General features: G+C 42.1%; 19 protein-coding genes and 2 pseudogenes. 20 read left to right on the forward strand and 1 reads right to left on the reverse strand.

What is annotated here, in order from left to right; all coding sequences use genetic code 11:
* Positions 1-323: pseudogene (locus GPK83_RS00440) on the reverse strand (glucan-binding protein); the annotation flags it as partial.
* A 269-nt stretch (positions 324-592) separates the two neighbouring features.
* On the opposite strand from GPK83_RS00440, the gene GPK83_RS00445 reads away from it, so the two are divergent.
* From GPK83_RS00445 to GPK83_RS00535, 20 genes and pseudogenes are all read left to right on the forward strand, one after another.
* Positions 593-1,894: an ATP-binding protein gene (locus GPK83_RS00445; RefSeq protein ID WP_144364148.1), complete on the forward strand. Its 1,302-nt coding sequence runs from the start codon at positions 593-595 to the stop codon at positions 1,892-1,894.
* A 2-nt stretch (positions 1,895-1,896) separates the two neighbouring features.
* A complete protein-coding gene (locus GPK83_RS00450; protein ID WP_215703711.1) occupies positions 1,897-2,553 on the forward strand; it encodes an RloB family protein in 657 nt (218 codons plus the stop codon).
* Positions 2,554-2,769: 216 nt separating this feature from the next.
* Positions 2,770-4,386 carry an O-antigen ligase family protein gene (locus GPK83_RS00455; RefSeq protein ID WP_144364151.1) on the forward strand — a complete coding sequence of 539 codons (1,617 nt, stop codon included), beginning with the start codon at positions 2,770-2,772 and terminating at the stop codon, positions 4,384-4,386.
* A 67-nt stretch (positions 4,387-4,453) separates the two neighbouring features.
* Positions 4,454-5,761 (forward strand): HAD-IIIA family hydrolase, encoded by a 1,308-nt coding sequence (locus GPK83_RS00460; protein ID WP_215703712.1) that lies wholly within the window; start codon positions 4,454-4,456, stop codon positions 5,759-5,761.
* Between the two features lie 224 nt (positions 5,762-5,985).
* Positions 5,986-6,981 carry a kinase gene (locus GPK83_RS00465; protein ID WP_117515547.1) on the forward strand — a complete coding sequence of 332 codons (996 nt, stop codon included), beginning with the start codon at positions 5,986-5,988 and terminating at the stop codon, positions 6,979-6,981.
* Between the two features lie 193 nt (positions 6,982-7,174).
* Positions 7,175-8,461, forward strand: coding sequence for an AAA family ATPase (locus GPK83_RS00470; RefSeq protein WP_215703713.1), 1,287 nt, complete (start codon positions 7,175-7,177; stop codon positions 8,459-8,461).
* Complete coding sequence (locus GPK83_RS00475) at positions 8,448-9,038, forward strand: hypothetical protein (protein ID WP_215703714.1); 591 nt, start codon at positions 8,448-8,450, stop codon at positions 9,036-9,038. Before GPK83_RS00470 ends, GPK83_RS00475 begins: the two co-directional genes overlap by 14 nt.
* A 245-nt stretch (positions 9,039-9,283) precedes the next feature.
* A complete protein-coding gene (locus GPK83_RS00480; RefSeq protein WP_345941736.1) occupies positions 9,284-9,955 on the forward strand; it encodes a glycosyltransferase in 672 nt (223 codons plus the stop codon).
* Entirely contained in the window at positions 9,956-11,362 is a 1,407-nt protein-coding gene (locus GPK83_RS00485; protein WP_215703716.1) for a sugar transferase, read from the forward strand. It begins immediately after the preceding gene.
* Positions 11,363-11,440: 78 nt separating this feature from the next.
* A pseudogene (locus GPK83_RS17250) lies at positions 11,441-11,848 on the forward strand (glycosyltransferase family 2 protein); the annotation flags it as partial.
* 9 nt (positions 11,849-11,857) lie between these two features.
* The gene (locus GPK83_RS17255; RefSeq protein ID WP_345941740.1) at positions 11,858-12,454 is read left to right on the forward strand and encodes a hypothetical protein; all 597 of its coding nucleotides are present in this window, start codon (positions 11,858-11,860) and stop codon (positions 12,452-12,454) included.
* A 68-nt stretch (positions 12,455-12,522) separates the two neighbouring features.
* Positions 12,523-13,611, forward strand: coding sequence for a glycosyltransferase (locus GPK83_RS00495; protein WP_215703718.1), 1,089 nt, complete (start codon positions 12,523-12,525; stop codon positions 13,609-13,611).
* Positions 13,604-14,671 (forward strand): hypothetical protein, encoded by a 1,068-nt coding sequence (locus GPK83_RS00500; RefSeq protein ID WP_215703719.1) that lies wholly within the window; start codon positions 13,604-13,606, stop codon positions 14,669-14,671. Before GPK83_RS00495 ends, GPK83_RS00500 begins: the two co-directional genes overlap by 8 nt.
* A 44-nt stretch (positions 14,672-14,715) precedes the next feature.
* Positions 14,716-16,164 (forward strand): flippase, encoded by a 1,449-nt coding sequence (locus GPK83_RS00505; RefSeq protein ID WP_215703720.1) that lies wholly within the window; start codon positions 14,716-14,718, stop codon positions 16,162-16,164.
* A 49-nt stretch (positions 16,165-16,213) separates the two neighbouring features.
* Positions 16,214-17,632 (forward strand): hypothetical protein, encoded by a 1,419-nt coding sequence (locus GPK83_RS00510; RefSeq protein WP_215703721.1) that lies wholly within the window; start codon positions 16,214-16,216, stop codon positions 17,630-17,632.
* A 64-nt stretch (positions 17,633-17,696) separates the two neighbouring features.
* The gene (locus GPK83_RS00515) at positions 17,697-18,653 is read left to right on the forward strand and encodes a tyrosine-type recombinase/integrase (RefSeq protein WP_215703722.1); all 957 of its coding nucleotides are present in this window, start codon (positions 17,697-17,699) and stop codon (positions 18,651-18,653) included.
* Between the two features lie 236 nt (positions 18,654-18,889).
* Entirely contained in the window at positions 18,890-19,393 is a 504-nt protein-coding gene (locus tag GPK83_RS00520) for a DUF1972 domain-containing protein (protein WP_345941737.1), read from the forward strand.
* 316 nt (positions 19,394-19,709) lie between these two features.
* A complete protein-coding gene (locus GPK83_RS00525; RefSeq protein WP_215703723.1) occupies positions 19,710-20,696 on the forward strand; it encodes a GHMP kinase in 987 nt (328 codons plus the stop codon).
* Between the two features lie 5 nt (positions 20,697-20,701).
* The gene (locus GPK83_RS00530) at positions 20,702-21,130 is read left to right on the forward strand and encodes a serine acetyltransferase (protein ID WP_215703724.1); all 429 of its coding nucleotides are present in this window, start codon (positions 20,702-20,704) and stop codon (positions 21,128-21,130) included.
* Between the two features lies 1 nt (position 21,131).
* The gene (locus GPK83_RS00535) at positions 21,132-22,079 is read left to right on the forward strand and encodes an NAD-dependent epimerase/dehydratase family protein (RefSeq protein ID WP_215703725.1); all 948 of its coding nucleotides are present in this window, start codon (positions 21,132-21,134) and stop codon (positions 22,077-22,079) included.
* Positions 22,080-22,083: the final 4 nt, after the last annotated feature.

Here is a 22,083-nt window from a genome sequence, read left to right on the forward strand (position 1 = left end):
TCAGCGCTCTCGTCATCGTACGGAGTTGTTAATCTCCAGTCGTTTGTGATCTTAGCACCGCTGCTGTTTACGAAGTAGTAAGAACCATCGTACTCAACCCACGCGGAACGAACGAGCTGTCCGTCATCTCCTACGTAGTACTCTTTACCATTGCTGGAGCAGAATACGTTTGTATATGCGTCACCGTTTTTGTCATAGCAATACCACTCGCCATCAACCATCATCCAGGTTCCCTTGGAAGCTGCGAAAGATGTCATGGAAGCGCCTAATGCTAACAGAGCTGCTGCGGATACTACTGCAGCAATTTTAGTCTGCTTTCTCATAATTAATGCACTCTCCTTTTGTTTTTTTGAAACGCTTTTTGAAATTCCTAATTGCATTACGAAGCCATTATACTTCCGATAAGTAAAACTATCACAAGTTCGTTGTGGCTATCATGATGGGGCCTAAACAGGTGATGGTGGCAAGAAAACATTAGTATCAAAAAGAAACTTTCAACATAAATAAGACATAAAAATGTGAAAATCCTGCAATAATATATTGAATTACTTTAAAAAATAGCATATTATACTGATTAAAGGAGGAAAAACATATGCTGTTAAAATTTAAGGTGAAAAATTACAGGTCGTTAAGAGATGAGGCTGTGCTTGATATGGAAGCGGCTGGCATTGGAGATCACAAGGAGTGCCTGTTGAAATACAAAAATAACGTATATCTTCCAGTTATTTCTATCAACGGAAAAAATGGCGGTGGAAAGAGTAATGTCATCCGCGCAATGTGGCTGGCAGCACAGTTTATAAAAAATGCGCAGCGTACACAATATGAGGCAGCAGAGATTCCGGTAAGACCATTTGAATTAAATGACTATTCAAAGAAAGAACCTACCTCTTTTGAGTTTGAATATGAGGAAAAAGGTATATGGTATTGCTATGGCTTTTCTGCAACCAGAAAATGTATTTGTGAAGAGCATTTATATTGGGCACCGAAGGGACAGAGATCTGTTGTATTTGACAGGAAATATCAGGAGTTTTCATTTCCGGTTAATGGTGATAAGAAAATGAAAGAACTGATCGGCAAAGCAGTTGCTCCTAATCAACTATTTTTTGCAGTTTCCTGTACAATGAATTACGAACCATGTATTAAGGCAATGAAATGGTTCAGAACAAAGCTGTTTTTCTCCAGGGATTATTCAGATTTGGGTAAAAATTTATTGGAATATAGTGAGAACCCTGAAATGTTAAAGTCTATTGCATCAATTGCCAGAGTGGCGGATCTTGGCATTTCGGATATGAAATTTGAAATCAATAATAAGGCAATTACAAGTCTGGATGAATTGCCGGATGATATTCCATCGGAGACAAGGCAACAAATAGAGAAAGCATTAGCCCAATTTAAAGAAAGTCTGGCTGGAGATGCAGATAATGTGAGCGGTGCGATTCAATATAATGAATTGAAAGCAATATCATTTCACACAGGTATCGATTCGCAGGGAAGCAAGAATGAATATCCCTTAAACCTTTCTGATGAGTCAGATGGTACGATTCGTTTGATGGCAAGAGCTGCGGCAATGGAATCCGCACTTAACAATGGGGGGGTGTTAGTAATTGATGAAATAGAAGACAGGCTGCATCCGATGATCGTAGAATATATTATTAAAAGATTTCAATACAATAATGAGTTAAAAGCTCAATTGATTTTTACAACACATAGTGTAGATATTATGAATCGTGAACTGTTAAGAAGAGACCAATATTATCTTGTTGATAAAAACTGTGAAACGGGTGTTTCTGAACTGTATGCAGTATCAGATTTCTCAGTCAGAAATGATGAAAAGGTAGGGAAAGCATACTTGCTCGGAAAATATGGCGCAGTACCTTATATCAGGGAGAGATAATTATGGCACGAAAAAGTAAAAACAGATCCCGAAATCCTTATATTATCATATTTTGGGAAGGCGAAAGCGAAGAACAGTATTTTAAGTTTCTAAAGGATCGATTTCATGAAAAAGCAAATTTAAATATTCACAATAAAAAGGGCTTGTTTGCAGTGGCGGATAAGGCATTCAGTGCTAAAGGTATTTATGCGGATGATGTTCTGGACGTGGATGAAATCTGGCTTGTATTTGATACTGAGATCGAAATGAGGGTAAAGTGGAAGGAAAACTGGAATATCGTAAAAAAACTAAGGAAAAAGTGTAAAAACGCGATAGTTAAAATGTATATGACAAAAGGCTGCATTGAGTACTATTTCCTTTTGCATTATGAAAAAACACAGCCTCTCATTGCGACGGTTCAAGATAAAGAGAATCTTTTAAAGCGACTTTCAACGAAGGACCATTGTTCGACATACAAAAAAGGCGATAAGGATTCCATATGGCAGATTGCAGAAAGATATGAAACAGCCATTGAAAATGGGGAGTGGTGTCTAAACAGAATATCGGATGAAATGCAAGGTACGATGACCGAAGACGCAATAGCGGAAAAACTCTATTTTAGTGACAGTACGTTTACCAATGTACATCAGGCGGTGCAGCATCTAATTTCATTAGCCTGAAATTTAGAATAATTTCATAAAAAGGAAGTAAAATCCCTTTCGCCGCAAGTTGCTATAAAAGTCGAAGGATGATATAATAAAATAGATTTTGTGACCTTTCAGCAGAGATGCGTGGTTTGACGCTGGCGGACAGGGGCGGGTGTACCGCTTTCTCTATAGATCCAGGGGCCGCTGAAGGGACACAGTTTTTAAGACGTGACGAAAGGAAGTAAATTCATGGCAAACAGAATAAAGAAGAAAGAGGAGACGAAAAGCAGCTATCAGGATAATGTTGCTTTAATTATGGGAGTGTTCACGCTGATCGTTCTTTGCGTGCTTCCGTTAGTGTTCCATGATTTCTATTTTGATATCCTGGAAACCAAATATCAGTTTTATAGTGTGGTTGCGATCGCGGCGCTTGTGATCATGGGCGGATATGGCCTGGCGAGCGGGAAGATGATCGAGTGGTTCTCAAAGTTTAATTTCCAGACATGGAGAAAGAGCATGAACGTGTGCGACTGGGCAATGCTGGCATTCTGGCTCTGCAATGTGCTCTCCTGGGTATTCTGTAAAGACTGGAAATGGGAGGCGTTCTGGGGAACATCCGGACGTTATAACGGTGTGTTCCTTATGACCGTTTACATGGCTTCCTACTTCCTTGTAACTAGATTCTTTAAATTAAAGCAGTGGTATCTGGATGCGTTCCTTGCAGTCGGTATTCTTGTCTGCGTGTTCGGAATTACAGACTACTTCCAGATGGATGTTCTCGGATTTAAGGTAAACATGGTGGATGAGCAGAAAGCGATCTACACAGCCACATTCGGTAACATCAATACCTATACGATCTATGCGGCAGCGCTTTTAGCTGTCTCCATGATCCTGTTCACGCAGGAGAAGAACCAGAAGAGAATGCTCTGGTACTTCGGAAATATGGTATTATCAAGCTTTGCGCTGATCATGGGTACCAGTGATAACGCGTACCTGTCCTTAGCGGCGATTTTTGGCCTGGCTCCGTTATGGTTATTCAGGACGAAGACAGGACTCCGCAGATATGTGATCTCCGCGGCCACATTTGTTACGGTGATCCTTTGCATCAACGGGATCAACCAGGCATATGCGTCTTCCGTACTTGGAATCGACAGTGCATTTGGTCTTATCGCGAAGCAGAAATTCCTTCCGGTTATTGCGGTACTTCTCTGGATCGTGAGCGCGGCGCTTGTTGCCATGAGCAGAAAGCCGCAGGCGCTGATGAACAGAACGAGCTCTGATGAGATGAATAAGATCGCGGTTTATATCTGGCTTGGCGTCATTGTTGTTGTGTGCCTTGTGGTAGTTTTCGTACTCTACGACGCAAACGCAGCGGGACATGCGGACAAATACGGAGCGATCAGTTCCTATGTTGTTTTTGATGATAACTGGGGAACACAGCGTGGATACGTATGGAAACGTGCGATCGAGCTCTTTACGAAGAAGCTGACTCCGCTTCAGAAGGTATTCGGATACGGCGCAGATACATTTGCGCTTCTCATGCAGTACTATTTCCCGGCGGACATGCAGAATGGAAAAATGGTTATCTTTGACAGTGCTCATAACGAGTATTTGCATTATTTAGTTACCATTGGATTTGCCGGTATGGCATCTTATATTGTATTTATGGTGTCTTCCGTTGTGGCTATGGCAAAGCGAATGAAAGAGCAGCCGGTCGTTGCGGCGGTTATGCTGGCTGTTTTAGCATACATGATCCAGGCGACTGTTAACATCAATCTGCCGATCGCTATGCCGATTATTCTGCAGCTGCTTGCTATGGGTGTTGGATGCAGGAAGACGGCGGTCAGTGAAGAGAAGAAAGACTGAGTAAGTAAATAAAACATATGAGACAATAATGGGGCAGGCAGATTCCTGCCCCATGGGAGGAAATATTATGATGCAGGCAGTCATCATGGCCGGTGGAAAGGGAACGAGACTGGCAGCACTTACAAAGGATGAGATTCCGAAGCCGATGGTCCCGGTAGCCGGAAAACCGCTGCTTTTATGGCAGGTGGAGCGGCTGAAGGAGAAAGGAATTACAGATATTATCATGGTGATCGGACACCTTGGAGATAAGATCAAGGAATATTTCGGTGACGGTGAGAAATTTGGCGTTGCGATCCGGTATTATGAGGAGACGGAGCCGCTTGGAACGGCTGGATCTTTCTATTATTTAAAGGATATGATCCATGGAGAACGGTTTGTCATGATGTCCGGCGATCTGTTCTTTGATATCGATTTTCAGCGGATGATCCGCTTCCATGAAGAAAAAGGTGCGGTGGCGACGCTGTTTGTACATCCGAATGGGCATCCGTTTGATTCGGATCTTCTTGTGCTCGATAAGGATGACAAGATCACAGCATTTGATTCCAAGCACAATGTGCGGGACTATTGGTATAAGAACTGCGTAAACGCAGGTATCTTTGTATTTGAAAAGAAGATCTGCGATTATGTCCCGGAGCCGGTGAAGAGGAACCTTGAGAATGATGTGATCAAGGGAATGTTAGAGGCGGGGGAGCCGATCTATGGATACTGTTCTCCGGAGTACGTAAAGGATGTCGGCACTGTGGACCGCGTAAATCAGACACTGGCAGATATTGAGCGCGGTGTAATTGCGGGAAAATGTCTCAAAAACAAACAGCGTTGTATCTTTATGGACCGGGACGGCACAATCAACCAGTATAAAGGTCTTGTATACAAGGAAGAGGACTTTACATTGGAAGACTGTGCAGTCGACGCGATCCGGAAGATCAACCAGTCGGGAAGACTTGGAATCGTTATCACAAACCAGCCGGTGGTTGCGCGGGGACTCTGTGAGATCGAAGATGTAGAGAATATCCATAAAAAAATGGAAACACTTCTTGGAAAAGAGGGAGTGTTCCTGGATGATGTATTCTACTGCCCGCATCACCCGGATAAGGGATATCCGGAGGAGAATCCGGCTTATAAGATCCCGTGCGAGTGCAGAAAGCCGAAGACTGGTATGATCCAGAAGGCGGCGGAGCGGTATAATATTGATCTCGCGGGATCCTGGATGATCGGTGATACGACGATGGATATCCAGACCGGGATCAACGCAGGAATGCGTACGGCGCTGGTACTGACCGGTGAGACCGGAAACGATAAGAAATATGATGTGAAGCCGGAGCTTGTCTGCAGGGACCTTTTGGATGCTGTAGAGAAGATTCTGCAGATGGATTGAGGATGGTAAAACTCATTTGAGAATTGAGAATACCAGACTGGTTTACTGAAACGATAAAGACAAGACAGGTTTATAAACCAGTAAGTATCATGATATTGAACTGTTGCGAAGAATTAAAGCATCAATACAGGATCATCTAAACGTAAATGGGTAAACATTTATGTGCCAGGAAACAACAGATGGTTCCATAGATGCATAACTTATCAAGTAATTAGGAGTTAACTATGATCATCACACAGACCCCTTTTAGAATGTCCTTCTTCGGAGGAGGAACTGACTTCCCGGACTTTTATAAGGAACACGGCGGAGCCGTAATCTCAACAACCTTTGATAAATACTGCTATGTAAATGTGCGTCATTTACCGCGCTTTTTCGATTATTCCACAGAGCTTTCCTACTCAAAGATCGAGCGTGTGACGGATGTCAACGATATCAATCATCCGGCGATCCGCGAGGCGATGAAGTACCTGGATATGCAGGAGATCCGCCTTACTTATGAGGCTGACCTTCCGGCAAGATCCGGACTTGGAACGAGCAGTTCCTTCGCGGTTGGAATGTTAAACGCGTTCTATGCGTTGAAGGGAAAATATGCGGATAAGAGAAAGCTTGCGGATGATGCGATCTATCTGGAGCGAGTTCTCTGCAACGAGAGCGGCGGCGTTCAGGACCAGATCGCGGCGGCGTTTGGCGGATTAAACAGGATCAACTTTAATGCCGACGGATATGAGGTAAACCCGGTTATTATCTCTCCGGAGAGGAAGCAGCAGTTAAACCAGAATCTGATGCTGTTCTTTACCGGATTTTCCAGATTTTCTTCCGATATCCAGCAGACAACGGAAAAAGCGCTGGTAGATAAGCAGAAGCAGCTTCTTGAGATGCTGTCCCTGGTGGATGACGCGGAAAAAGTCCTTACATCCAAGACAGACCTCAACGAGTTTGGCCGTCTTCTCGACTATACATGGAAGCTGAAACGCGGAATCTCCAATAGAATTTCAACAGATTCTATCGACGGACTCTACGCAAAGGGAATGGCAGCAGGTGCCCTCGGCGGAAAGCTTCTCGGCGCAGGCGGCGGCGGATTCCTGCTCTTCTATGTAGAGCCGGATAAGCAGGAGGCGGTTCATAAGGCGATGGAGGAACTCTTATATGTTCCGTTTGAGTTTGAGAACAGCGGTACGAGAGTGATCCATTACACGCCGGAGACGTATGAAAAGCGGTAGGGCACATATAATTAATTGGTATGAGGCATGATTTCGGCTGCTGCAAATATGTGGTGATTTTCTGAAATGAAAATTCTGTATGATATTGTGGAAGCGGTAGACTTTGCCGATTTGAAATGCAAAGTATTGGCCAAAATGGTTACGGTTCATACAGTGTAAGGGCTGTAGCGGGGTTCAAAATCAGGAGGAGTATATGAAACTGGTATTGAAAAATATTGGAAAAGTGCAGAATGCCACGGTGGAAATTAACGGTATCACGGTCATTGCAGGTGAGAATGATACGGGAAAAAGTACGGTTGGGAAAGCACTGTTTTCTGTATTTAACGGCTTTTACAATATAGATAAAGAAATCATATCGGAGAGAGAAAAGAGTATAGAAAGCCAGCTTGCATTGATGCTTGGAAGTTTAAAAACATTTGAGTTCTTTAATACTAATCCGAGTGCATTAGCAAAAGAAATCATTGCGATCGAAGAAAAAACGAAATTAGAAAGCGAACTTCAAAAAGCAATTTATAGTGCCATTGCCGCACATAATGATAAGATTTCGGCGTCTGTTCCAGAAGATGTAATACTTACGTCTGTTAATCATATCATAAAAGTGTTGTCAGTACCGAATGAAGAGATTCTAAGAAGCGTTTTACAAAAAAAATTGGATGCCGAATTCCGCGGACAGATAGGGAATGTCTTTCTTGAAAAGGATAGTTCCATACAACTTGTAATCCACAATGAAAATACAGAAGTAGGGATATCTGATAATAAAGTTACGGGCATAAAAAATCCAATCAGATTGAATACAGAAGTGATTTATATTGATGATCCGTTTATATTAGATGAACTTTCAGAACCACTTCCGCGAATATGGTTTGGAACATTGCAATTCCTTGATCATAGATCCTGTCTGCAAAGTTACTTGAACACCGCTTCCAACGCGAGTGTGAATACGTTTAATATTGTTGATGAGATTGTCGCAAATGAAAAGTTTGAACAGATATATCAGAAAATTTCAACTGTCTGCGCGGGAAATATTGTGAAGGAAAAGCAATCGTCGGTTGGCTATCGGATTGACAATCATCAATTGGATGTAAGAAATATGTCAACGGGCTTAAAAACCTTTGCGATACTAAAAAGCCTTTTGACCAGTGGATACATTAAAACAAACGGTACCATCATCTTAGACGAACCCGAAATCCATCTTCACCCAGAATGGCAGCTGCTATTTGCAGAGCTGATCGTTCTTCTGCACAAAGAATTTGGTCTTCATATTCTTCTGAATACGCACAGCCCATATTTCCTCAATGCAATTGAGGTATATGCAGCAAAGTACCAGGTTTCGGATAAGTGCAAATATTATCTTACTGAAAATGTGGACAAAGTATCTCAGATCGAAGACGTGACAGACAATATCGAGAAGATCTACAGTAAACTTGCAAGACCGTTGCAGGTGCTGGAAAATGAGAGGTATCGCTATGAGGGAGTATAATCTCTATGAAACATTTCGAGAGCATATATCTACATTAAAAGAGTGCTCAATAGATCATAGCGATCCGGGCTGCATCAAATTTATGACAGAATCTCAGTTAGAGGCGATAAATTTTGATACAGTTAAAACGAAATATGCGAATGATCTGGTGCTTTCGGAAGAATGTGCTGCTTCAGTAGACGCATTGCTGGAAACGGATGAGAATATAGCTTTTGTCGAGTTTAAAAACGGAAAGGTCAATAATCGAAATATAAAAGATAAGATCCGTGATAGTTTACTGCTGTTTTGTGATCTTACAAAGCAGACGATATCTGGCACTAGAAAAAATCTTGACTTTATTGTAGTATACAATGAAGAAAAGAATCCACTTCCTAATCAATTTAAAAAACAGGTAGTATCAGATGCGTCATCGCGAATTGCAATCGGTAAATATTTCCTTAGTAAAGGAAATGAGGAACTTATCCGATTCGATCTGGAACGTTATAAGCATTTATATTTCCGCGAAGTGCATACTTACACAAAAGCTGAATTTGATAAGTACATAGAAGAAAAATTTGCGGGTGGAACAGTATCGTGAAAAAAGAGTATTCAGTTTTGATGTCTGTATATCAGAAAGAAAATCCGGAATACTTCCGGGCGGCATTAAGCAGTATTTTTCATCAAACAGTTCTGCCGACAGAAATTGTATTGGTATGCGATGGCCCTTTAACAGCTACGTTAAATGCTGTGATAGCGGAATATGAAGGCTGCTATTTAAAAGATATTCCGAGGCTCGCACGAACAGATACGGATGATTGTGCAATGTCGGATAAGCAGTTGGACATGCCGGAAACAGTATTTCGGGTCGTCCGTCTCACGGAGAATCAGGGACTTGGAAAGGCTCTGAATGAAGGTCTCCGCCACTGTACCTGCGAGTGGATCGCCCGGATGGATACGGACGATCTTGCGGCACCGAATCGGTGTGAAAGGCAGCTGAGATATCTGGAAAGGCATCCGGACGTGGATGCGCTGAGTGGGACGATTGCGGAGTTTCAGGGGGACGCATTGGATGTGCAGGCGGCGGAAAGGGCAGTTACCTCCTATAAAACTGTTCCGCAGACGCCGGAGGAGATCTCCGGGTATATCAAACAGAGAAATCCGATCAACCACCCGTGCGTGATGTTCAAGAAATCAAGCGTGGAGCTCTCTGGCGGATATCAGCCGTGTCCGTATTTTGAGGATTATGATCTGTGGGTGCGGATGTACCGGGATCATGCGGTGCTTGCGAACCTCCCGGACACGCTTTTATACATGCGTGTGAACGGAATGCATCAGCGGAGGGGGGGAGTAGAGTACGCAAAAGCAATTATCTCGTTCCGGAACCGGATGTACCAATATGGGCTTCTGAATCTTGCGGAATATCTGCCGATGACGGCTGCGCGGGTGCTAATCAGCCTGATTCCGAATTTCATGCGAAAATATTTATATGATAAAAAATTAAGGAAACATATGTAGATGAGTGCACAAATTGAACGCAGACAATTTGAACAGTATAAAAGGCTTGTAAAATTTCTGGGATCGTTAATGATCGTACTCCTGGAACTTGCGCTGTACTATTATGTCTGGATGAATTATTACAACAGAAATATGGAAGTGGCGTTCTGGAGACGCGGAAACTGGCTGATAGCGGGAGAGTACCTCAGTCTGCTGCTGCTTCTGCACCGGATGTACGGCGGATTGAAGATCGGAATTTATAAATACTGGACATTGGTATATTCCCATATGATCTCTCTGGTTGGAGTAAATGCTTTCTCGTATGTGCAGGTGGTTCTGTTTGATAAAAAAATGCATAACCCAACGGCACTTCTAATACTGACGATTGCGGACTTCCTGGTTGTTATGCTGTGGGCTTTTGCATTCAAGAAGATCTATGCGTCCTTGTTCCCGAAGAAAAAGCTTCTTCTTGTCCATGCGGACAAGCTGATGTTCCACTTAATGGGCAGAATCGAATCCCGCGAAGACAAATATGAGATCAAGGAAACGGTACGGCTGCAGGACAATGTGGAAGAGATCATCCGAAAAGCCGAGAACTATGACGGTGTGATCATCGGAGATATCCCGGCAGGGGACAGAAATGAACTGATGAAGCGGTGCTACGCCAACAATATCCGCAGCTACACCGTACCGAAGATCAGTGATATTCTTTTGCGCACATCAGTGGAACTGAATATTTTTGATTCACCATTGTATCTGTCGAGAAATATTGATGGACTTCCTTGGGATCAGGCATTTTTGAAGCGAATGGAAGACATTCTCGTGTCTGGGATCATGCTGATCCTCACCAGCCCGTTTTTCCTTATCATCGCGCTGATGATCAAGTGTACGGATAAGGGACCTGTTTTCTACACGCAGCAGAGACTGACATTAAACGGCAAGGTATTTTCAATCTATAAATTCCGCACGATGGTCGTAGACGCGGAAAAGAAGAGCGGACCGGTAAAAGCGGGGGACAAAGATCCAAGGATTCTCCCGGTAGGCCGATTCCTTCGCGCGACGAGACTGGACGAACTGCCACAGCTGTTAAATATCCTGAAAGGTGATATGAGCCTGGTTGGACCGAGACCGGAAAGACCGGAGCTTGCAGAAATCATCACGAAGAATATTCCGGAATTTTCATACCGCTTAAAAGTAAAGGCGGGGCTTACAGGATATGCGCAGATCTACGGGAAATATTGTACGACCAGCTATGATAAATTGAAGCTTGACCTTACCTATATTCGAAATTATTCGATATGGATGGACTTAAAATTAATTTTAATGACTCCAAAAGTATTGTTTATGAAGGAAGCAACAGAAGGTTTTGAGAATGGCGGTTTTGAGGACCCAGCATTAAAAGATCCGGATCTAAAAGAAGACAAATAAAGAATTTACAGTACAGGGGCATGTGGGCAGAGAAAAGGAACACAGTGCCCCTGTGGCGTATCAGGAGAAATATGTCGTATGGAAAAGATAAGTATCATTGTTCCTGTTTATAACTGTGAAAAGTATATTGGAACGTGTATTGAGAGTATACAGGGGCAGACATATCAGAATCTGGAGATCATTCTGGTAAATGATGGATCAAAGGACAGATCTGGGGAGATATGCAGATCCTATGTAGTGCATGATGCAAGAATCCAGTATATTGAACAGGAAAATCAAGGAGTCTCTGCGGCGAGAAACCATGGAATTAAAAAGGCGACCGGAACCTTCGTCATGTTTGTTGATGCGGATGATACGATTACGAATGATGCATGCGAAAAGCTGGCCGGACATATCGCAGAAGGTGTTGATTTGATCCTGTGTGGATTTAAGCGTATGTTTTACAGAGGGGAATATTTTGTGTCGCAATATGATATATTGCCGGAATGTAAAAATTTGACGGATCAGGAGACATTAGGAAAATATTTTGGCAGACTATACGAAACAACACTCTTGACAAGTGTGTGGGCGAAAATGTACCGGAAACAGGCGTTGGAAAGACATATGCCGGTATTTCGGGAAGATCTTTCCCTTGGAGAGGATGCTTTGTTCAACCTGAAATTTTTAAAAGATTGCGGCAATATTGCTGTAGAAAATAGCGCTCTCTACGTATATAATCAGCGTGCAGGATCCGGAAGCCTCACAAAAGATGACGGAAAGACCAGATTGGTGCTCAGCGAAAATGTGCTGAACGCGGCGGAAGAACTTGCGAATGAAAAAGGAATTTATCTGCAGGTCAGGGAGAGGTTGTGGAAGGTCTATTATAAAGATTGTATGAATTATCTGGAAAGATTTTCATTTTCAGAGAGAAAAGAATATGCGATAGACCTGTTGAGGCAAAAGACATTACTCAGAGTTCTTAAAGCAGAAAAATCGAAGAAGGCTGATATGCAGTTATACCACTTTTTCCTTGGAAGTAAAAGCGCTTTTTTAGTTTGCGTGTTTGCGGAGATGAGAAAAACTGCCAAAAAGATCCTGAGGGGAGGCAACTAGAGGTGACGGTAAAGCGATATTTAATGACAGGTATGACGCCTAACCCAGGTGGGGTAGAAGCATATATTATGAATCTTGTACGACATATTGACCCGGAAAAAGTTCAATTTGATTATCTGGTCAATTATGAAGAAGTGATTGCATATGAACAGGAACTTAGGACGATGGGAGCCGATATTATCCGGCTTCCGGGGAGAAGAAAACATCCTGTCGCACATCGGACCGTCTACAGGAAGTTCTTTAAAAACGCCGGAGAACGGTATGATGGAATTTACTGCAATCTTCTGTCACTGGCAAATATCGATGACTTGACTTATGCAAAAAAGAATAAAATAAATCGAATCATTGCGCATTCTCACAATTCCAACGATACAGGATGGGATCTTATGGGAATTCGGAAACGCTTGCATCAGACACACCAGAAAGAGCTGGATCAGTATGCAGAAAAACTGTTTGCGTGTTCTAATATGGCTGGCTGGTTCATGTTCGGAGAAAATGCAAATTTTGAGGTGATACACAATGCTATTGATGCGGAAAGATTCTGCTTTAGTCAGGAGAAAAGAAATCAGATCAGGACTCAGCTGAAAATTTCACCAGATACACGGCTGTATGGAACAGTTGGACGGCTGGAAGAACAAAAAAATCCAGGTTTTATTCTGGATGTCTTTCGATGTCTGCATGAAAAGGATCCAGAGTGCCGGTTTATTCATGTCGGAGATGGAAGTTTGCGGGGAGAGATAGAAAAGAAGATTGGAGAATATGGTCTGGAAAAAGCTTATCTTATTACAGGAGCGGTAAATGACACTTCCGGTTACTATCAGGCAATGGACGCATTTATTTTTCCGTCACTCTATGAGGGACTTCCGGTAGCATTAATCGAGGCACAGGCTGCTGATCTGCCATGCTTTCTGACAGATACGATTTCAGATGAGACAAAAATTGTTGAAGAAAATTATCATAAAATTCCGTTAAATGGTGGTGCGCAGATATGGGCAGAAACGATTCTGGGAATCAATGGATTGAACGGAGGCCATAGGGCAGAGGCAGTGCTTACAATTGCGACAGGGAGAAGGGATGTATCCGAACGTGTTAAGGCAGCCGGTTACGATATCACTCAGGCAGCAAAACAGATGGAGGAATATTTGTACTATGGATAAGAAGATTCTTTTGATTGAAGATCTGTATGAGGAGGGATTTACTTCCGGTACAAAGGCGCGGCAGGATGTGCGAAAAATCATAGACGGGGATATTTTCTACTGCTATATCAAGAAGAAATCAAAGATCAGAGATTATGCATATAGTCTTTTCAGACTATATGCCAGTCTTCCGAAGATTTATGCCCGGTCTCAAATTGTGATTCAGTATCCATTCTATGCGAACGAGCGGTTTAATAGGATCTGTTATCAGGTACTGCCGAAAAAAGCAGTTCTTCTGATTCACGATATCAGCAGTCTACGCTATGAGATGCCGAAAAAAGCAGTCCAGAGGGAGATCAGAGCAATCAATCGCTTCAGGAAGATTATCGTCCATAACATACGGATGAAAAAATGGCTGGCAGGCCAGGGAATACCGGATGAGAAGATGGTAATGCTGCAGATGTTTGATTATCTTGTAGAGAAAGATGGACAAACCTCAGGAGCGGAGATAAAGGATTCGAATCAACAAAAAGCAACATCGGAAATGGAAAAAGCCAGAGATGGATATACAATTGCTTTTGCTGGAAATCTTGGAAAAAGCCGTTTTCTGGATCAATTGATCGCCGACGGGAATCATGCTTCTCTGAAGTTCGCACTGTACGGAATCCAACCGTCTGACAGGATTCTGGAATCGGGCTTCTATAGAGGTGTCGAATTACCGGACCGGCTTCCGGATGTGCTGGAAGGTGACTTTGGTCTTGTGTGGGACGGCGAAAACCTCGAAGAAGGACAGGAAGCGGCAGGGCGATATCTCCAGTACAACTGTCCGCATAAATTTTCCCTGTATATGGCAGCCGGGATACCGGTGATTATTGGAAAACACGCGGCGATGGCGGAGCTTGTGGAGAGAGAGAAGCTGGGGATCACAGTTCATGACCTGCATGAACTCTCTGAAAAATTAGCAGGATTAACGATAAAGGATTATGAAGAGATGAAGAAACATGCAATGATAATTCAAGCAAGAGTGCTCAAGGGAATCTATTTGAAAACAGCGCTTAAGGGATGTGGGATGTTAAAATAACTCTCATTAGCGGTATGTGAAACTATGATAGGAATTATAAAAGAATGAAAGAAAAATCTGTAAAATTTAATTTTATTATGAATATGGTTTTGACAATGTCGAATTTCATATTCCCATTGATTACATTTCCGTATGTATCGAGAATCCTGCTCCCAATCGGCACAGGAAAAGTAGCATTTGCAACATCAATAGTGACATATTTTTCTATGTTTGCACAGCTTGGAATTCCAACATACGGAATTCGAGTATGTGCACAGGTGCGCGACGATAAGAAAAAATTATCACGAACGGTTCAGGAATTGCTGGGCATCAGTATATGGACAACGGCAGCAGCATACCTTTTGTTCTTCATCGGACTTTGGACTGTTCCGAGAATGAGGGCGGATAAGACATTGTTTTTGATCGTAAGCACAATGATACTCTTTAACTCTATTGGAATGGAATGGCTGTACAAAGGACTGGAAGAATATAGTTATATAACAATAAGATCGATCATGGTGAAAATAATCTCTGTAGGCGCAATGTTTTTATTGGTTAAAAGTAAAGAAGACTATGTAATCTATGGTGGCATATCAATTTTTGCATCGTCGGCTTCTAATGTGTTGAATTTTATGAACGCACATAAATATGTATTACTGCGTCCAACAGGAAAATATAATTTTCGCCAGCATATGAAACCGATCATGATTTTTTTCGCAATGTCCTGCGCAACAACCGTTTATACAAATCTTGATACGGTCATGCTTGGCTTTATAAAGACGGATGAAGATGTAGGATATTATAATGCGGCGGTTAAAATCAAGGGAATACTGGTAAGCATTATTACGTCGCTGGGAACAGTATTATTGCCAAGAGCTTCATACTATATTGAACACAATCTAAAAAGGGAATTTGAGGAAATAACGAAAAAGGCAATCAACTTTGTGTGCGTGGCAGCGCTTCCAATGATGGTGTACTTTATTTTATATGCAAGAGAAGGAATTTATTTCCTCTCTGGTGATACTTATGGAGGTTCCGTTCTTCCTATGCAGATCCTGATGCCGACGCTTTTCTTTATTGGGCTGACTAATATTATGGGAATTCAGGTGATGGTTCCGTTGGGAAAAGAAAAATGGGTATTATATTCTGTAACGCTGGGGGCTATTGTAGATATGCTCATTAATGCAGTATTGATTCCAGGCATGGCATCTTCGGGGGCGGCAATCGGAACGTTGATAGCGGAGGCTGCGGTATTGGTATATCAATATTGGAAATTAAAAGATCTTACGTGTGGAATTCTGGAAAAGGTTCATTGGAAGATTCTGATTTTTGCGGTTCTGATCGCCGGAGCAGTGGCTATCTGGGTGAAAGTATTGAATTTAGGTGTGTTTTTCACATTGGTATTGTCTGCTGTTATTTATTTTGGAATCTATGGTGCTATATTGCTCGTTGCGGGAGAACCTCTGCTTAAAGAAATATGGGGACAGATACTGAAGAAAATACAGATGAAATGAATAGATGAAGAAAAGGGAAAGCAGAATGCAAAATATAAGGAAAGATTTTTTGAAGCGAAAAGAGCTGGCGGCCTTAATCATTGTTGTAAGTGCCATGATCTTCAATAGTCTGGGAATGCAGCAAGGCGGGATGGAGATCGCCACTCATTATACAGAGTTTGGAATCATAGCGGGTATCATTGTGGCACTTGCATGGGTCGCTGCGGTCAGGATCTTTAAGAGTACACAGTACAGTAAAACGGATCTGGAACGTCTGAATACGGATATGGAAATTAAATGGCTTCGCTTAAGAAAGGATAGATGGTATAGCGATTATCGCGCAGGTGAGACGCTTGCACTGGTCGGCTTTGCATTGCTTTTGAGTGTCAGCGTGTGGTCAACAACCATGTTTCCCAGAAGCGGTGTGATCGTTAAAGTGTGTAAGCTGACTTTTCTTGGATGTATGGGAGTGAAAATTTTTCTGTATGACAAGTATCGGATCAAAGAGCTACTTCTTATAGCACTCGCTGGGGCATGTGTGCTCGGAAATTTATATGCATCGCGATACCTTGATCCGCTGATGTGGATGCTGCTGGTCCTTGGAAGCCGGAATGTCCCATTTAAGAAGATCATTCAGGTATATCTCATGATTGCAGGCGGGATCTGTCTTCTGGCATTTGCGGGATCTATGCTGGGGATTATTGAGAATCTTCAGTATGAGGCGGGAGAACGTGGAATTCGAAATTCCTTTGGAATTATGTACCCTACAGATTTTGGGGCACATGTATTCTTCCTCCTGTTATCATTCTTTTATCTTTGGGGAGAACGGCTGAAATGGTATCACTATATGATAGGCCTTCTTGCGGGCTTCCTGGTGTACCGGTATTGCAATGCCAGAGTGGATTCCGGATGCATTATTATGGCATCCATGCTGTTTGGAATCGGAAATCTGATTACAAAGAAGAGAAAATCGGAAAAAGATAGTTTGATGCAAAAGATCTGGAAAAAGTGCTGGGGGTGGTTTGGACCATATATCATGCCGCTTTTAGCAATCGCTTCCATTGCGGCCACGAATGCGTATAACTGGGAACAGGTTAGTGAAAGCGCTTACAGTACACTTGTTGCACGCCTTATGTTTGGAAAAAAAGCATTTGTTGAATATGGAATCAAATTATTTGGTCAGAAGATCGAAATGATAGGAGCCGGACTCACGACGGACTGGCAGGGAGATTATTTCTTTTTAGACTGTTCATATGTAAATATCTTAATGACCTGGGGAGTGTTGCTTTTCATTATTGTGCTTGCATTATTCTGGTATGCATGCTGGAAAAACAGCAAAGATCTGTATTTACAATACGCAATTGCATTGATTGCAGTGAACTGTGTGATCGCTCATCGTTTGATGGATATTTCCTATGATATATTTGTGCTGGCGGCTGTCGGAATGGAACAGAGAAAGAACTGTATAGAGAAAAATGAGGATCATTAAAACGATCTGAAACGATTTTACACTTTGCGCTTGCTGCTTCTTGCAGCAGGCGCAATTGATTTTTATGGGAGGATACGATATGCTGGTGGATATGAAACAATTGGCGCAGGACATTCAAAACTTTAAAAAAGAACTTAAGGTTGAGAGAAATCTGTCTGAACACACCTTACAGGCATACGAATGTGATCTCTGCGACTTTCGAAGATGGATTGGTGAAACGAGGACTCAGATTCTGAATGATAAAGTAACTTTGCAGTATTTCAATTATCTGCAGGATGAGAGACGTCTGAGTGCCCGGTCGATTCGTAGAAAATATGTATCGATCCGGCAGTTTGCCCAGTATCTTGAGGAGCAATATGATACCCATGAAAAGTTATTTCGATTTTCATCACGAAAATTCCAGATGCCAAAACGGCTGCCTAAGACTTTGGCGAAATCTGAAATTCAGATGCTTTTACAGACTGCAACAACAGCTTTTCAGAATGTAGAATCCGAGTATCAAAACTGGATTACCTTGCGGGATATGTGTATTCTGGAACTTTTATTCAGCCTCGGCCTGCGGGTGGGAGAGGCAGCAGCTCTGAATGTAGAAGACCATCGGGAAGAAGAACGATCCGTTCTGATCCACGGAAAGGGGAATAAAGAGCGGATTCTGTTCCTTTCATCGGAGGCTGTGTCTCATAAGATCAGTACATGGCTGAGAATTCGAACAACAAGGAAGTTAAAAGATTCGGCTCTTTTTCCAAGCCGTCTCGGAAAACGTATGTCGGTATACGGTGTAGAAAATATATTTTCCAAGTATCAAAAAGTCGCCAGGATCGATCCACATGCAACAGCACATTCACTGCGGCATAGCTTTGCAACACAGCTTTTAAACAATGGTGCAGGAATCCGTGACGTTCAGGAGCTTCTTGGACACAGCAGCATTGTGACAACCCAGATCTATACGGAAATATCCCTGAATCGAAAGAGGGAAGTGCTGATGAAATACAATGGACGAAATGATTTGGGAGTTGAGTAGAAAAAATATCAGGAAAATACCAGAAACTCATTTTAGGGGTTGAAGTTTGGACGAAAAAATGGTAATATAGACGAAGCAGTAGGATGTTACTTTTTTAGTCCAAATAATAACAATTATTTGAGGTTGAGATATCCGAAAACGATGACAAAGATGGGATGAGTGGCCTGCATTGAGAGCGGAAATCTGAATGCGGGTCTTTTTTTATTAGAAAGAGTAATCGAGGATGGAATAGAGGAATGGGTGCAAAAATAGAAGTGCAACATGTGTATCTCGTTGGTGCAAAAAGTCTCGGAGCATATGGCGGTTATGAAACGTTTGTATATAAACTCACAGAGTACTACCAGAATAAAAAAAATATTAAATACCATGTTGCCTGTAAGGCCAATGGCAATGGCTGCATGGATGAAAACAAGTTTGAGGGTGTAACAAAAATCAATGACCATGAATTTGAACTTCACAATGCCCGCTGTTTTAAAATTAATGTCCCCCAAATTGGTCCTGCACAGGCAATTTATTATGATGTTGCTGCACTAAAGGCTTGCTGTGAGCATATCAGGAAAAATCATATTCCTCACCCGATTGTTTACATACTGGCATGCCGTATTGGACCTTTTGCGGGTCACTTTTACAGAGAAATCCATAAGTTAGGTGGCACTGTATATCTGAACCCGGATGGGGAGTGTGAAATAATATGGACAACCAGAGAAAGGCCTGATTTCATGCGGGTTTACGCGGCTTGACCTTTTCACCTCAACCTGTTTCTGCCTGTCATGGTGCGTTGCGGCCAGTGTGATTTTAGGTGCTAATGGCTTCTGGTTGCGCTCTATACTTAACCCACCACAGCGAAAGCTGATAGAGCAGAAAACAGAATAAGGAGGAACGAGGACATGCTTGCGTATAGATTGCTGCGGCAATCTGTATACAGGCTTGTTGTTGTGCAATGAAGAACAGCATAGCGGAGGAATATCATAATAGAAACAAAACGGTTGATGAATAGACTAGAGTTTAAGCAAGTCTTGAAAGTTACGAAATAAGCAGATTAAGGAAGGAAAAAACATGATAATTACAAGAGCACCATTTCGAGTTAGTTTTTGCGGAGGAGGTAGCGATCTACCGAGTTTTTATGAGAAATATGGTGGGTGTGTATTAAGCACAACAATTCGAAAATATATGTATCTTACCATCCATAACTACTTTGAAAAAGATCAGATTGTACTGAAATATTCCAAAACGGAAATTGTTCACGACTACTCGGAAATCGAACATCGCATTTTTAAGCAATGCCTTTCAGATTTTGGGTTGAAAGGTGTTGAGTTGTCTTCAATGGCAGATATTCCAGCAGGAACAGGCCTTGGCTCATCCAGTACTTTTACTGTCGCTTTGTTACAGCTTCTTAATACCTACACAGGGCAGTATGTATCTAAATACAAACTTGCAAAAGATGCATGCGCAGTCGAAATCGAGAAACTCGGTGAACCAATTGGAAAACAAGACCAGTTTGCTGCAGCATTCGGTGGGCTCAGGTTTTATGAGTTTATGCCGAACGGGTTTGTAAATGTTGAGCCTATCATTATGAAGCCAGAAAGTTATTCCAGACTGGAAAACAACTTGATGATGTTCTACCTTGGTGGAACGCATTCGGCTTCTGCAATCTTAAAAGAACAATCTAAAAACGTTCAGGTAGTTGATAAAGCAACGGTTCAGAAGAAAATGTGTGATATTGCAAGGTCTCTGAAAAATGAATTGCAGAATAACAATGTGGATGCAATGGGAGAATTGTTGCATGAAAATTGGATGCTGAAACGCTCTCTGGCATCAGGAATTTCAAATCCCCTTATTGATGACACTTATGAACTTGCTGTGAAGGCGGGAGCAGCCGGTGGAAAACTGCTTGGAGCAGGTGGCGCAGGCTTTATGCTTTTTTATGTTCCGGAAGAGAAACATGACACAGTAAGAAAAGCGCTTTCTCATTTACGAGAGATGGAGTTCGAAATGGACAATTCGGGTGCATCGATTGTCATGACTGATAGAGATTTTATTTAAGACTTATGAGTGCAAGTAAATTAGTATACGTATCGAACAAATGCTATTCCAAATATCATAGGGGGGTAGCGCAGTTACTAAAAAATATCAATAGAGTTTTTTATAGCTGTGATATAGCCTTTAACATAACACTTGGAAATAATTTAAGACTGCCACACCAAGGACTAGGTGTTGTTATCGGTCCGGCAGTTGTGATAGGAGATAATGTTACAATTTTCCAGAATGTCACACTGGGTGCGAAAGTAAACGGTGAGGAATACTCAGCTCCAATTATAGACAATAATGTAGTAATCGGTGCTGGTTCGTGTATTCTTGGAGATGTTAAAGTTGGAAATAATGTCAAAATAGGAGCAAACTCTGTTGTGTTGACAGACATACCAGATAATTGTTTGGCAGTTGGAGCTCCTGCTCAAATTAAAAAACGGAGGAATTAATATGAATATTTTTGTTGCCGGCGGTGCAGGTTTCATTGGTAGCCACCTGTGTGATGCGCTTCTCAAGAAAGGTAATACAGTTATTGTTGCAGATAAGTTGATTATGGGTAAGCAGAATATTGAACACCTAATGCATAACCCTAATTTCAAATTCTATGAGGTGGAGTTGGCAAATCAGAACAATGTAGATAAGATCTTTGATGAAAATAAGATTGATGCTGTATATCATATGGCAGCCAACTCGGATATTCAGAAGGGCGGCAAGGAACCGTCGATTGATTTCAATGACACACTTCTTACTACGAGAGCAATCCTTGAGGGAATGCGCAAACATAATGTAAAGAACATGTTTTTTGCATCAACATCTGCAGTTTACGGAGAAATGCTGGATGTCAAATTGACAGAGACGACTGGAGGAATTAAGCCTGTTTCCTATTATGGTGGAGCAAAACTGGCATCGGAGGCATTGATTTCTTCGTATGTTTCAATGTGTGACATGAATGTAGTCATTTTCAGATTCCCGAATGTAATTGGACCGAGACTGACTCACGGCGCGGTCTTTGACTTCATCAGAAAACTGAGAAAGAATCCGCATTTTCTTGAAATCTTGGGCAATGGTACACAGTGCAAGCCGTATATTTATGTACTTGATCTTGTAGAAGCTATTGTTAAGCTAACAGAAGATTTTAAGTCGGGCGAAGATGTTTACAATATCAGTGTAGAAAGTGAAGGAACAACTGTAACACATATTGCTGAGATTGTTGTAGACGTTTTGGGGCTTTCCAACGTCAAGTTTGAATACACGGGCGGCGATAGAGGCTGGAAAGGTGATGTGCCCAGATTCAGCTATGATATTTCTAAGGTCCTCTCAACAGGATGGAAGCCGAAGCATACTTCGGATGAGGCAGTAAGGCAGACTGTTAAGGATGCAGTAGAAGCAGGTATGTAAGGAG

The organism is Clostridium sp. MCC328, from assembly GCF_018785465.1.
GTDB lineage: Bacteria > Bacillota > Clostridia > Lachnospirales > Lachnospiraceae > Pilosibacter > Pilosibacter fragilis.

Coding starts and splice junctions, on each gene's coding strand:
- GPK83_RS00525 (WP_215703723.1), top strand. CDS start 19,710: ATGATAATTACAAGAGCACCATTTCGAGTTAGTTTTTGCGGAGGAGGT.
- GPK83_RS00500 (WP_215703719.1), top strand. CDS start 13,604: ATGGATAAGAAGATTCTTTTGATTGAAGATCTGTATGAGGAGGGATTT.
- GPK83_RS00495 (WP_215703718.1), top strand. CDS start 12,523: ATGAATCTTGTACGACATATTGACCCGGAAAAAGTTCAATTTGATTAT.
- GPK83_RS00485 (WP_215703716.1), top strand. CDS start 9,956: ATGAGTGCACAAATTGAACGCAGACAATTTGAACAGTATAAAAGGCTT.
- GPK83_RS00450 (WP_215703711.1), top strand. CDS start 1,897: ATGGCACGAAAAAGTAAAAACAGATCCCGAAATCCTTATATTATCATA.
- GPK83_RS00505 (WP_215703720.1), top strand. CDS start 14,716: ATGAAAGAAAAATCTGTAAAATTTAATTTTATTATGAATATGGTTTTG.
- GPK83_RS00445 (WP_144364148.1), top strand. CDS start 593: ATGCTGTTAAAATTTAAGGTGAAAAATTACAGGTCGTTAAGAGATGAG.
- GPK83_RS00535 (WP_215703725.1), top strand. CDS start 21,132: ATGAATATTTTTGTTGCCGGCGGTGCAGGTTTCATTGGTAGCCACCTG.
- GPK83_RS00465 (WP_117515547.1), top strand. CDS start 5,986: ATGATCATCACACAGACCCCTTTTAGAATGTCCTTCTTCGGAGGAGGA.
- GPK83_RS00520 (WP_345941737.1), top strand. CDS start 18,890: ATGGGTGCAAAAATAGAAGTGCAACATGTGTATCTCGTTGGTGCAAAA.
- GPK83_RS00460 (WP_215703712.1), top strand. CDS start 4,454: ATGATGCAGGCAGTCATCATGGCCGGTGGAAAGGGAACGAGACTGGCA.
- GPK83_RS00470 (WP_215703713.1), top strand. CDS start 7,175: ATGAAACTGGTATTGAAAAATATTGGAAAAGTGCAGAATGCCACGGTG.
- GPK83_RS00455 (WP_144364151.1), top strand. CDS start 2,770: ATGGCAAACAGAATAAAGAAGAAAGAGGAGACGAAAAGCAGCTATCAG.
- GPK83_RS00480 (WP_345941736.1), top strand. CDS start 9,284: ATGCCGGAAACAGTATTTCGGGTCGTCCGTCTCACGGAGAATCAGGGA.
- GPK83_RS00515 (WP_215703722.1), top strand. CDS start 17,697: ATGGGAGGATACGATATGCTGGTGGATATGAAACAATTGGCGCAGGAC.
- GPK83_RS00530 (WP_215703724.1), top strand. CDS start 20,702: ATGAGTGCAAGTAAATTAGTATACGTATCGAACAAATGCTATTCCAAA.
- GPK83_RS00475 (WP_215703714.1), top strand. CDS start 8,448: ATGAGGGAGTATAATCTCTATGAAACATTTCGAGAGCATATATCTACA.